The sequence below is a fragment of the Gracilimonas mengyeensis genome, assembly GCF_900182705.1.
Lineage (GTDB): Bacteria > Bacteroidota > Rhodothermia > Balneolales > Balneolaceae > Gracilimonas > Gracilimonas mengyeensis.
Genome location: NZ_FXTP01000001.1, coordinates 436,618 through 451,806, shown reverse-complemented (window position 1 = coordinate 451,806; position 15,189 = coordinate 436,618). Strand labels below are relative to the sequence as shown.

Annotated in this window: 2 protein-coding genes; both read left to right on the top strand. The window is 45.3% G+C overall.

Features of this window, described 5'->3' with window-relative positions:
* Nucleotides 1–69: 69 nt before the first annotated feature.
* Nucleotides 70–13,560, top strand: a complete 13,491-nt coding sequence (locus tag FN815_RS01835) for an Ig-like domain-containing protein (RefSeq protein WP_142452885.1) — start codon at nt 70–72, stop codon at nt 13,558–13,560.
* A gap of 44 nt (nt 13,561–13,604) precedes the next feature.
* The gene (locus FN815_RS01830; protein ID WP_142452884.1) at nt 13,605–14,522 is read left to right on the top strand and encodes a hypothetical protein; all 918 of its coding nucleotides are present in this window, start codon (nt 13,605–13,607) and stop codon (nt 14,520–14,522) included.
* Nucleotides 14,523–15,189 lie beyond the last annotated feature (667 nt).

Sequence of the window (15,189 nt, the reverse complement as noted above, 5' to 3'; positions counted from 1 at the left end):
TGAATAAAATCAAATATCTAAATAAAAGTAAAATCATTTAAGGAGCCACCCTGTATAGGGTTGAACATTATGTTTCGTCAAATATCATTGCTACATCTGTTTTCAAAAATCAGATTTACTAAAGGGTTGTTTGCCAAAATAGGAAGCTATTTAGTGGTTTTCCTGCATATACTATGTATAAGTTCTGTACTGGCGATAGCTCAGCCCTCGGTCGGCACTACCACCTTCGATGGGTTAATTAGCAATACCACTAATTTTGATACAGGAACAGGTTCGGCAATTGCTTCAGATGTTCTAAGTACCGGGTGGAATATTACCATCGATAACCTGGATGGAACCAGCACTGCTGTAGTGCAAGGAATTAATGACCAGGGGGATGATGCAGCTACAATTGACGATGATTTTATTCAGTTGAGTCCCGGCAGGGGATTGAATACGGAATTTGTTTCCTTTGCAAGCAGTGATGGTTCTGAGTTTCAGTTAGAGACTTTTAAACTGTATTACAGTTCTTCGGGAAGTGCTGAAGTTACTATTAAAGGTTTCCGGGATGGCTCAGAAATAGTGTCCGCATCAAAAGGCGTTTTAACAAACAATACATGGAACACTATTGATGTGAGTTCCAATACAGGTTTTGATAATGTGGATGAAATTCGTGTAACCTATGGTTCCCCAAATGCGGCCACTACCAGGCTCGATGATATTTTTATTGCCGCGGCGGTAGCCTCTAACGCAGCTCCAAGCTTCAACTCCTCCGCAACCGCCTCCATTGACGAAAACACCCCCACCAGCACCGTTGTATTAGATGTCAATGCTGATGACGGCAACGGCGGAGGCAATGACGCCAATATAACCTACAGCCTTACGGGAGATGATGCCGATGACTTCAACATTGATACGAACAGCGGAGAAATCAGCTTTAAAAACTCCCCCGATTATGAAAATCCCGCTGACGCGAATAGTGATAATAATTACCAGCTAACAGTCACAGCCGATGACGGGGAGAGAAGTAATAATACCGCAACGCAAGATATTACGATTACGGTGAATGATGTAAGTGAGGGGGGAGGATGTTCGATCACTAATAATGGAACTGGTAATCAAACTAGTGGCTCATTCGGACAGAGCTTTCTGGCTCCTTGTGATGGAGTATTGAATAGCATTGGTTTTTTCGTACGAACCGTGACTGCCGGACATACATTAACAGTATATGAGGGTGAGGGAACATCAGGAAAAAATCTTGGTTCAGTAGATTTTGATTTTTCATCTACATCCACAAACCTGACCTCAGATTATAAATCGATCGATCTTTCAAGTGAGAATATTTCTTTAACAAAAGATCAGGTTTACACCATTAATACATCCGGTAATCAAAACTTATATTATAATAATGGCGATAATTATTCAGGTGGTAAACTTTACTTTAATGGTGGGGCGCAAAATTCATTAGACCTGATGTTTAATGTGGAAATTGGTCCAGCGGCTTCCAATACCACCCCAAACGCCTCCGATTTTTCTACCACTACCGGACCCTACCAGAATATTGCCTATACTTTTTCTACCTCCGATTTTGGCTACACCGATGACGATTCCGATCCTCTGGATCACCTTCGGGTAACAGCCACCACCGGCAATGGTACGCTGTATGTAGATACTAACAACAACGATACCTACGATACCGGCACCGACACTCAAATTTCTAACGGAGATCAGATAGCCAAAGCTGATCTTGATGCAGGTAACCTGCAATACATCACCACCGGTACTTCAGACGACAGTTTTTCTTTTGATGTGAATGACGGTACGGATTACAGTTCATCCACTTACACTGCAACATTGGATGTTATTGGAGAGCCTACCGTTAGCTTATCCCTGGATGAAACCTCTATCAGCGAAACGGGTGGAAGCGCCACACTTACGGCCACGCTATCACATGTATTTCCAAAAACAGTAGAGATTGTATTGTCTTTTAGCGGAACGGCGACGGGCCTTTCTGATTATAATCTTACTGGCACGCAAATAAATATCTCTTCCGGCACCACCGGTACTTTAGCAATTCCAGCCATTGGGGATGATGTTTTGGAAGGCGATGAAACCGCCATATTTGGAATCACCTCGGTTAAAAACGGGAGTGAGTCCGGCACGCAAGAAGTAACGCTAACCATTACCGATGATGACGATGCCACCGTGACCATCGCCGATGCAAGCGGCAATGAAGACGACGGTTCAATTACTTTGACTGCTACGCTCGATAATGCCGTTAAAGGTGGCTTTAGTGTGGATGTATCTACTGGAGGAGGAACAGCTACGGCAGGTATCGACTACACGCCTGTAACCTCAGAAACCCTGACTTTTACCGGAACTGCCGGTGAGACTAAGACTTTCACCGTTACGCCCACATCAGATAGCGATGTGGAATCCGATGAGACGATAAACATCAGTATGGACAACTTTTCGGGAACCATTCCTGGCATAGACATCAGCGATGAGGCCACGGTTACTATTACCAATGATGATGTAGCTGTTTCATCACCGGTGGCCATAAATGTAGAACCGGATTCTTCAAGCACTGAGATAGCTGTCGATTCTGTATTGTATGTAACTTTTGATCAGCCTGTTAGTCTGGATGACTTTTTTGGAATAACCATCAGTGATGGTACGGATAATATAAGAATAGGTGAACCAACTCTTGCCAATCCAGAGAGTACAAAAGTGCGCATTCCGCATCTGGATTTTAACTATTCTACAAGCTACACGGTCACCTTTGCGCCTGGTACAGTTTCTAATAGTGATGATGTAGACAATGAGTCCTTCAGCTGGACTTTCACTACAGAAGGTCTTCCAAATTCAGCCCCGGTTATCACAGCTAATCAAACCTTCAGTGTACACGAAGATGCTGCCAATGCTACCGTTCTGGGGACGGTAGCTGCCACCGATGCAGACAATAATCCATTAAGCAACTGGACAATTACGGGTGGAAACACCGATGGCATCTTTTCGATTAACTCAGATAACGGGCAGCTTACCATAGCGGATAATTCCAACCTTGATTACGAAACAACCACCAGTTACACCTTGACGCTAACTGTTAGTGACGGAACCGATATTTCTTCTCAGCAAACCATTACAGTGAATGTAAATGAGGTAGATGATGTAGCCCCGACTATTGTTTCTTCCTCACCGGCAGACGACGCCACAGACGTATCTACCTCTGGTGTACTTTCAATTAGCTTCAGTGAGGATATTACCGATGGCAGTGGCAGCATTACCATTTACGATGTCACGGGCAGTTCCAATTTCCATGTATTTGATGTGAATGGGGACAGCGAAGGCGGAGAGAGCAATCCCAAAGCAGGAACGTATGGTATTATAGGCAACACCTTGTATTTAAGTCCTCCAAATGCACTGCAAGAAGGAAATGAATACGCCATTCAAATAGGTGCTTCAGCTATCGAAGATCAGGCTGGAAATACGTTTGAAGGGATTTCGGATAACACGACCTTGAATTTTACGACCTTTGTAAATGCAGGCTTCACCGTAACCGAGAGCAGTGGTTCCACCAGCACTGCCGAATCAGGTTCAACAGATACGTTTACGGTAGTATTAGATACCGAGCCATCCAGCAACGTAGCAATCGATGTAACAAGCGGGGATACCGGTGAGGGCACCGTAGATGTTTCTTCCCTAACATTCACCCCCGCCAACTGGGATACTCCACAAACGGTGACAGTAACCGGGGTAGATGATGAGATTATAGATGGAACCCAGAGTTACAATATCACCCTGTCGGTAAATGATGCCGCCAGCGATGACGATTTTGACTTGTTGAGCGACAAAACCCTGAGTGTAAGCAACAGTGATGACGATGTAGCCGGCTTTACGGTTACCGAAACGGACGGTGGCACCGAGGTTTCCGAGACAGGAACAACGGACAGCTTTACCGTGGTATTGGATGCTAAACCAGCCAGTGCAGTGTTTGTGACCATCAGCAGCGATGATACCGGGGAAGCGACGGTAAGCGATAACAGCCTGGTCTTTAACCCTGATACCTGGGATACCCCCCAAACCGTAACAGTAACCGGGGTAGATGATGACCTTGTGGATGGTAGCCAGATCACGACCATTACTCTTTCAATTAATGATGGAACCAGCGACGATGACTTTGACAGTGTTTCTGATCAAACAGTCACGGTAACCACGACTGACGAGGATGTACCGCTGAGCGTACCCACGCTAACCACCAGCACTCCGATTAGAGTAACCAGTTCATCGGCTACTTGGGGCGGGGATATAACCGACGACGGCAATGCTACCATCACCGAGCGCGGGGTAGTTTACTCCTACATCGATGAGGATCCTGAAATTGGTGAAGACGGAGTTGTAAAGGCTCAAATGGGAATAGGCGATGGAAGTTTTACTGATGATGTAACCGGGCTGTATGGTACGGTGAAATATTTCGTGCGTGCGTACGCCACCAACTCTGAAGGCACCAGCTACGGCAGCGTGGAGACCTACCAGTATAACCGGACTCCTATATGGGGACACGGTTCCCGCTATGATTATGGAACTTCATTGGGTGAATTTCAGGATGATATTGTATCAGCCACGGCTGATAATCTTAATGATCAGTTCTGGAATGCAGTTTCTGTAAGTGAGGATGACGGAAATACCTCTCCGGGCAGTGCCTATTGGATACGTAATAATACCGGTGTATCACAAGGCGCAAGCTGGGGCAGCCGGGAACCACTACCGTCACCCACGCAGCTTAATGGGGTAGCCATTTTTGATTCCGAGTATTTAGACAATAATGGGGGAGGGACTTCACCCAGTCCACACCATGGGGAATTGATTAGCCCGACGATTGACCTTACCGGGTACACCGATACGTTAATGGCGGTTTCCTTTTTCACTCATTACCGTTCCTTAGATTCCAAAGTATATGTCTCGTTCTCTAACGATAACGGAGCTACCTGGACCAAAAAAGAATTTAAGCCAGAGCTATCGAATGGAGATGAGTACGTAGGCGATGCGCTTGTATTATTTCCTGAGGTAACCATGGGAATAGTAAATATGTCGCAGATAAGACTCCGGTTTAGCTTTGAAGGGGAATCCTATTTCTGGATGGTGGATGATGTAGCTATCATTACCAAACCCAGAGTAAGCAACTATCCGCCTACTGCTACCAATGTAGCTTTTAGTGGGACACTTGAAGTAGGAGAAGAACTTACCGGAACCTACGATTACAGCGATACTGAAAACAACCCTGAAAGCGGCAGCTCTTATCAATGGTACCGTTCGGATGATGCACAGGGTACAGGTAAAAAGGATATAGACGGCGCTACGAATAAGTCCTACACGCTCGCTTCAGCTGATGAAGCCAAGTACATCAGTTTTGAAGTAACTCCCAATGATGGCACTGATGCCGGAAATGCAGTGGAAAGTCCGCTGCAGGGACCGATTGAATTACCGGATACAACCCCTCCACATATTACCTCGGTAAATCTGGAAGGTAATCCTGCAAACAATGCTCAGGAAATTACTTATCGGGTTAGATTCTCCGAACCGGTGGATAGTGTGAATATGGAAGATTTTGAAATTGATTTGATTTCAGGTTTTGCCGAAGGATTGATTACTCAGGTGGAGTATGATACGGATAGCTCACAGGTATTGGTGAGAGCAACAATTTTTGGTAATCTGTATGGAAGTCATGAGAGTGTGTTAAAACTTTCCCTGAACGAAACGTTAAGTAACATACAGGACCTGGCTGGAAATGCTTTAGAGCCTTACAATGAATCGGGCATACCGGAGTTTACCACAAATCTTACCGAAGAGCAGACGAGCGGAAAGCTGAATTTAATATGGGAAGGCGAAGATATTCCTGCCTCCAGTCCATTCCAGTTAAACACTCAATCACTTGGTGTTTTAATACCTCAAATCCCCCAAATATACCCGAATTCCAATCCTGTTAAGCTGGAGTTGAGTATTGATAGCCTTGGTATCAATCATACGTTTTATGATGGTAATGAAAATTTGGTGTGGAAGGATAGCGACTTTACTTTAAAACTGTTGGTACTACCAACCGGAGAGGAAGAGTTCAGGCAGGTTGCTTTGTTTGAAGGAGTGCTGACAATGGTTGGTAGCTTTAATGTAGTTGACGGTCTGGAAGAGCTTAGTTATTCAATGAGCTCCCTAAATATTGGCTCAATAACAGCAGTTAGTTCTGAGCTTGGAAACATAAATACCATCTTGCTCAGTTTTAAACTTAACTTAGCAAGTGCGGGTATTGTTGCTGCAATTAATGAGGGAGCTTGGTCCCGGCTTAGATACCCTTTGCCTCCTCTGATGGTCAACGAAATTGGTTTCTCGGAAGAGTCACCTGATTCAATTAGCTACATTGAACTTTATGATGGCGGAATTGGAAATATTACTATTGGCGGGGGAACACTCGGTCAAGCAAAGCAAAAAGGCGGGATTTATCTTAACCTTGGAGTTATTGATCCTACCTCATATCCAAATAAGTTCCAGGATATCTATTTCAATATGGGGGATAATACCTATCCGGATAATACCATTACAACGGATAGTGAGGGGTATTTTACCATAGATGGTAAAGATTTGGAGTATAAGCTTGTTTATCGTGGTATCGATGATCCGGATACCACAAATATTAATAGCTATGAAGTGAACTTTTCCTTTGCTAATAACAATTTGAGAGCAAATTTCCCGAGTTATAGGATATCCGGGCTCTCACTTGGAGAGGGTGAACTTTCTTTACAACGGTATCCCTACTTTGATCGTGATCGAACCGATGGAAGTGAGTTTATGTATGGCATGCCAACACCAGGTAAAGCAAATACAATTTTCCTTTCCAATGAAACGATAAGTATTGTAGAAAATAATTCATTAGCTGGGAATGTTGATGCCTTTGGCGGAGATGTCGACAATATTGAAAACGGTGTTTCCTATAGTATATCTGGTGGGGTAGACCAAGATAAATTCACGGTTAATAGTACAACCGGTGAGCTCAGCTTTAAATCAGCACCGGATTATGAAAATCCAGGTGACGGCAACTCAGACAATACTTATGAGCTCGAAGTTACAGCTAACCGTTCGGCACCTTTAAATGACTCAGACTCCCGGGTATTCCAGGTAAAAGTTACGGATGTGGATGAGGTTCCTCCATCAGTAACCATTAACAGCCAGACTACGAGCCCAACAAATACGGGCTCAGTTCCTCTGAATATCACATTCAGTGAAGAAGTAAACGGCTTTTCCGCCAATGATATCACCGTAAGTAATGGATCAGTCAGCAATGTTGCTACCAGTGACAGCACTTCATTTACTGCGGATCTGAGTCCAACGACTGATGGCATAGTTACGGTAGATATACCAGCTTCAGTAGCTATGGATAATGCAGGCAACAATAATACCGCGGCCACGCAATACAGTATTACTTATGATGCAACTGCCCCAACAGTATCCATCAGTACCAGCGAAACCGACCCGACCAACGGGGCTTTTACAGCCACATTCACCTTCTCAGAAGATGTCACGGGTTTTGTTAGCGATGATATTACTGCAGGAAATGCAAGCCTGAGCAATTTCAGCGCAACGAGTGCAAAAGTCTATTCGGCTACGGTCACTCCAACGGCTGATGGAACGGTCACCCTGGATGTGGCAGCTTCAGTGGCCATGGATGCCGCCGGTAACGACAACACGGCGGCTTCGCAGTTTAGTATTGGCTACGACGCTACCGCACCTACGGTATCTATTAGCAGTGATGAAAGCGATCCGACGAATAGCGCCATTACGATTCTGGTGAGCTTCTCGGAAGACGTAACCGGCTTTACCATCAACGATATTACAGCTGGCAATGCAAGTGTAAGTAACTTCAGTGCATCCAGTGCTTCTGAGTACAGCGCCACTATTACACCAACTCATGATGGGATAGTGACGGTAGATGTGGCTGGTTCAGTAGCAACCGATGCTGCCGGTAACAACAACTTGGCTGCCACTCAATTTACGCGAACCTTTGATGCAACTTCTCCAGCTTTAACCATAAGTACCCAGGTTCAGAATCCTACCAACACAAATCCAATTCCCATAACTTTTACCTTTAAAGAGGAAGTGAATGGATTTGCTGCAAGTGACGTCACTATACAAAATGGTTCTCTAAGCAATTTATCCACGAATGATAGCACCTCATTTACTGCAAATTTCACTCCGACAGCTGATGGAGTGATAACAGTGGATGTGGCAGGCTCCGTAGCTACCGATAATGCCGGCAACGATAATAAAGCGGCCGAGCAGTTTAGTATTATTTATGATGCCACTCCGCCTTCTGTCACTATCACAAGTGAGGAAACGGGTCCAACCAATGCGAACCCGCTTGCTTTGAAAGTGAGCTTTAGTGAAGATGTGAATGGTTTTTCCGATTCGGACATCACGGTTGGGAATGGCAGCATCAGCAAAGTTGAAACGGCTGACAGCACCACGTTTAGTGTTGCCTTAATTCCTAATGCTGATGGTACAATGACGGTTGATGTAGCCGCCGGAGTAGTAACTGACCAGGTTGGTAATCAAAATACAGCCGCCAGCCAGTTTAGTATCACCTATGACGGTACGCCGCCCACCGTGGCCATTACCAGTGACGAACTGGATCCTACAAACAACACTTTTCCAGTAACTTTCACTTTCTCCGAGGATGTCACCGGGTTTAGCAGTGAAGACATTACAACTGGAAATGCAAGTGTGAGCAATTTTACTTCGACCAGTGCTACTGTCTACACTGCAAGCATTACCCCAACAACAGATGGAACTGTTACGGTGGATGTGGCCTCTTCCGTAGCTACAGATAAGGCCGGTAATCAAAACTCAGCGGCGTCTCAGTTTAGTATCACTTATGATGGAACGCCACCTGAAGCTCCGGTTGTGGCTGCCATTGAAGACGATACAGGCAAGTTGATGACAGACCAGATTACCAATGACCAAAGCCTGAAAATAACAGGAACGGCTGAGGCGCTAAGTACGGTAGAAGTATTATTGGATGGCAACAGACTTGGAATTACCACCGCTGATGGAGCCGGAGATTGGAGTTTTGACCATACAGGAACTGACCTGGCTGAGGGCATATATGAAATCACAGCAAATGCTACGGATGCGGCCGGAAATACTTCGGCAATATCCACGGCTTTGGTAGTGGATGTTGACCTCACAGCCCCTGAGACCCCGATCCTAGCTGGTATAGAAACAGATTCTGGAAATTCCATCAATGACCAAATCACCAGAAACCAAAACATTGTGATCAATGGTACGGCAGAAGCGAATAGCACTATCGAATTATTTATTGACGGTGAGAGCGTTGGAAACACCACTACAGACGGGGCAGGAGAGTGGAGTCTCGATAATACCAGCAATAGTTTGGCGGAAGGCGTATACGAGCTAACGGCACAAGCTACCGATATGGCCGGAAATACGTCTGCTGCTTCATATGCTTTATCTGTTGAAGTTGATATTACTGCACCTGAAGCCGCTACTTTCACTGGAATTACTACAGATTCAGGAAGTTCCTCATCGGATGGAATCACCAATGATCAAACCATAGCCGTAACCGGGCTTGCAGAAATGAGTGCCAGTGTTGAGCTATTCATGGATGGTAATAGTATTGGTAAAACAAATTCTGATGAATCAGGGAACTGGACGTTTGATTATACCGGAACCAGCCTTCCTGAAGGTACGCATTCTATCGCCGCTTTGGTCACCGATCTGGCTGGAAATATCAGTCCTGCTGAATCACTGGAAGTGCAAATTGATATTACTTCCCCGGAAAATCCGGTGGTGACTCAGCCATCCGAAGACATTCTTGTAGAGGTTACAGACTATACAATCTCTGGTACACACGCCGAGAATGGCGTGTCAGTGCTTCTGTTTGCTGATGATGATGCCAATGGTACTGCGGATAATTCCACGCCTTTGGATTCGGCCATAATACAGTCAGGTGCCTGGAGTTTTCAGGTTGAATTACAAGAAAACATGGTGAATAACTTTGTAGTGCAAGCCGTGGATTTAGCCGGCAATACTTCTTCTCAAATGGATGTGCCGGCCATCACCGTGGATAACCAGCCACCTGTGATTACAAGCAATCCGGATGGTGCCATTTTTGCGGAAGAAAACCAAAGGACAGCCTTCACGGTAACAGCAAGTGACCTCAACAGTATATCATATTCTCTGAATGGCGGAGTAGATCAATCGCTATTCACAATTGATGAAAATTCTGGTGTGCTGCTTTTTACAGAAGCGCCCGATGCTGAAAACCCGGACGATCAAAATTCAGACAACCGTTATGAGGTTTCAGTGATAGTAAGTGACGGGCTCAGAAGTACCAGTCAGTCATTCGTGATCACCGTTACCGATGTCAATGAATTTAGTCCAACCCTGAGTTTCCCCACGCCATTGACTCTTAGTGAGATGCCTGCTACAGGAGATACCCTGGGTCGGGCAATCGCTGATGATGAAGATATACAGGCCAGTCTTGAATTTTCCCTTCAGGATAATTTCGATGCCGATGAAGATGGAGAACCGGGTCTTGCTATAGATGCTACAAGTGGGTTCGTTACCGTCTCAGATGCTGATGATTTCGATCCTGAATTGGTTAATTCCATTACTTTCACTGTTCAGGTAAGTGATGGTGAAAACGAGGCATCGCAATCCGTAACAATAGAAATAATATCTGCACTATCGGTGATAGCTACCACTCCATCTGATACTGCCAGAAAGGTGGCTCTTGATGCCGAAGTTGAAATTCAATTCAACGAAAATATCACTGAAGTCGACTTCTCAGGAATTCGTATTGAAGATGAAGCAGGTTCGGCTGTTGAACAGGTCAATGCCAGCATAAGCGGTGAAAATCTGCTGTTAAGCCATGCATTATTTAGTAATGAAACCAGTTATACCGTAATCATTCCGGCCGGAGCAGTACAAAATTCGGATGAACAGCCTAACGGAGCGTTCAGCTTCTCATTTACAACCATTATGGCACCTCCGGTTGTGGAAGTTTCCAATCCGGTTGATGAGGCCACAGGCATAGCCCTGGATCAAAGCATAGAATTGCGCTTTTCACAAGATATCAATGTTGATGCTCAAGATGCTTTCTCCATAGTAGACAGTACGGAGCAGGAAGTAGAAATTACTTCGTTCACGGCGGCGGATTCTCTACTGCAAATTACTCACGCTGGCTTTGATAATGCGATGGTTTACACCCTAAGCATGGAGGAGGGAGCGATTGTAAATGCGGACAGCATTAGCAATGCACCCTTCACGTTAAGTTTCACATCGATAAAAACAGTGCCAGTCATTATTCAGCAAACTCCGTTGGCTGATGCTGAAGATGTAGATGTAGAGACGCCGATTGAAGTACAGTTCGACCAACCGGTAAGTGCAGGGGATCTTTCAGGCGTTCAATTGACATCGAACGGCGTTGCTATAGAATCAGTAGACGTGCAAGTAATTGATTCTTCTCTGGTGATCATCCCCGAAGAATTGGAGTATTTGACCATGTACACCGTCGTGATCCCATTTGGTGCAGTTAGAAACAGCGATGATTTGGTGAATGATGAATTTAGCTGGAGCTTCACTACAATTGTTCAGATGCCTGGAGAGGTCACACTGGCAAGTCCTGCTGACAGTTTGGGTTCCGTGTTCACCGGCAGCTCCTTTAGCTGGAATGCTGCAGAGAGAGCGAATAGCTACGAAATCCAAATTGCTTCAGATGAGAATTTTGAGTCCATCACCGCCGAAGCCATTGGTGTTGATGAACTAAGCTTTAGCCCGGAAGAGCCGCTTTTATTGTTCACTCCATACTGGTGGAGAGTGCGCGGTATCAATGAAAACAGCGAAGGACCCTGGTCGGAAGCCTTTACTTTTGCGACCGAGGCTGAAATTCCATCTATAAGTTTCCCGGCTAATGAAGCTACCGACATCAGTACGGCGCCCTTGTTACGATGGACTAACATTCCTGAAGGCGCTACTTTTGAAATACAACTGGCTGCAAACGATCAGTTAGAGCCGATGCTTATTGATACTACACTGACCGTAGATGAATTGCAGCTTGAAGGGCTTTCTGCTGAAACTAATTACTTCTGGCAAGTACGTGTTGCGGATACCCTCGCAGGTATTCCAACCGGCAGTGAATGGACTTCGATGTTTAGCTTCACCACACGTCCTGATCCTATCGTGACAGAGTCTGACCCGGTAGATGTATTGATTGAATTTGGTACTACCTCAGGGACTTCAGAAGAGCCCAATGAGGAGGCTGTTACACCACAGCAAACCGATTACCGAATGGTTGGCTTGCCGGGTTCTGACCGCATTCGTGTGGATGATTTCTTCACAGGACCATATCGTGAGAGCTGGCGTGCATTCATTGAGACCGGCGATGACCTGGAGTTTTATGATGAATATACGCCGGATGATGATCGCTTTGTGTTTAGTCCCGGACTCGGCTTTTGGGTGCTAAGTACTGAAATTGTAACCGGAAACCGGATGTTTACGGCGGTTCAGACCAATGAAAATGATAGCTATCCAATATCTGTTCATTCCGGCTGGAATATCATCTCAAATCCTTATCAGTCTGCAGTAGAATGGTCTCTGGTGGAAGAGTTTAACAACTTCAGTGGTTCCATCTATGGCTACGAACAGCAGTTCGGACTGGCCGATACCCTGAAACCTTTCAAGGGATATTATTTCTATAATGATCCAAACCTGAACAGGGAAACGCTATTTATCCCTTATACCGGTTTTGAGCAGCGGGGAACTGAGCAAACCAAGCTTAGTGACAAAAGTCTGGATGGCAAAGCTCACTTGAATATTGAGATTTTTTACCCGGACAGCAGTCGTACCGCAGTTCAGCTTGTGGAGGAGCCAAAGCAAGTTGAAAAAGAGAAGGGCAGAAGATTTAACCGTGAACATCCTGATTTACGATTCGCAAAATCCGGGATGGTGATTACCGATCACAAGGAAAATCACATGCGCTACAATCGCCTGATGAGTACCAAGAATACGGATGAACCTTACTTTGTTGAGGTGCGGGCAAGAGTTGGATCCAGCACGGTCTGGCGTCCCGAAGCCATTGACCTGCCGGGAACCACATCGGTGTTGCTGTTAAACGTGGCTACCAACAAGTCATACTTGATTCCAGCCTTCAGCGAAGAGAAAATCAAGATGACCGAGCCCATTTCCCGATATGAGGTATATGTGGGTAACCAGATGGAGCTGGAAGAATTACAGCAGTCCATGTTGCCAACGGAGTTTACGCTTGCACAGAATTACCCGAACCCGTTTAACCCTACTACCAACATTCGCTATTCGGTTCCTGAACTCACGGATGTACGTCTCGAGATCTATGATCTGTTAGGGCGTAAGGTGCAAACCCTGGTGAATAGCAAGCAATCGGCGGGCTGGTATGTGTATGACTGGAATGCATCTCATCTGGCCAGTGGTATCTACTTCTATCGCCTGCAGGCTGGGAAACATGTTCAAACGAAGAAATTGACCCTCATCAAATAAAGCAGAGGTGCATGAAGATTATGAATCATTTTATCGACAGAACTATGAGAACAAAATTATCAAACCAAATAAGAACCATAAGCTTAATTTTCGGTTGTTACCTGCTGGGAATCAGTGTTTTTGCACAAAGTCCTGAAACGGATACGTCCTTCCACTTTGAGCAGGTCGATGTTAAACCTACCGAAGGACTTCGTATCAATGAGGGAATCATTCAACTGGTAGTTCCTGACAATCAATACGAAGTCTCTTCAGAACTCATTCAGCAGTGGTTGGAAGAGGAGACTCTGATATTTAAGGGAATTACCGTCAGCACCGATGATATTACTATGACTGAGGACTCGGTTATATCTATTTCCTTTGTACATGAATCCGATGCTTTTACCCAGGTAGCCATGAGCACCATTTCCATTCAGGAACAGCCTGGATTAGAGAACGCTGATATGGAAGTTCCTTTGTACCTGATGCGGGTCAATACATTCAGAATAAAGACGGGGGGCAAAAATTATGAGGATGATCAGCAATTTATCTCTCTGAGCTCGAATCTGACCATTGAGGCCAATACCGACAGCATTGATGTTATTGTTAAGACGATGGACGGACAACCCCTGCATCAGTTTCTTGCAGAAGAAGCAATCAGTTCCATAGAGTTGATCGAGGGGACATACCATTTCACATTTAGCAAACAAGGATATCAGGATGCCGAGCAGGTGGTAAGTTTAAACAGGGGCGAAGATGCGACTATTTCTATTCAGCTAAATCCCCGTGAAATGGAAGCCTTTGCCCCTGAACCTACCTCTGATGAGCGTGAGAACAAGTTCGGTACCTTTGTAAGAGAGAAGAAATACTGGATTTTGGGAGGCATTGGCGCTGCCGTAATTAGCTCAGCTGCTATATTGATTTTCACAGACGATTCCCCAAAAGCGGGAATACCCATACCCCCTGGAAGGCCGGTCGCACAGTGACCGTGTGAGCTACTCTGTTCCGCTTCAGGCACCCCCGGCCTGTAGCGGTAATAGAGGCTTTCTTTTGATCGTAGATTTTAAGGATTTTGGGATTACGCTGATTTTCTTGGGAGACCTCATTTACTACAATGCTAATTGTAATACATTGAATTTGAAGTATTATAGAAGGCCTTCTCCTTGCGGAGGTTGCTGTGACAAGAGGAAGCACAGTCTGTGGCATTATCCGGGAGATTGCTACCCATCACAAGTTCTGGTCATTTTTTCAATAGTGTTGCCCCGATTTTGGCAAAATTAGGGACTCGCAATTGTAGATGTTAGATAGATAATTCGGTGACAAAACTTACTTAAGAAGACCCCGAATGGGGTCATACATCAATAGCCCCGGGTAAGCCTGTTTAGGCTTACCCGCTTGCGGGGAGCAAACAGGCGCAACCTGGGGTGAATAAAAAAAAGAGCCCAAGCTTCGCCCCGTTGACAGGTGGGATAATCTTGCCTTACGAAGCTTTGGCTTTGCCTCCCCATAGCACGCAGTTGCCCAACCCTCGTTAGATGTTCCTACCTCAAAGTAAAACAAGCCTCGGGTTCTTTTTTGTGTGATAGCCAACCCAGGGTTGCATCCACTTGCATGGATTTACCCTGGGCTATTGATGTTTGTCCCCATTCGGGG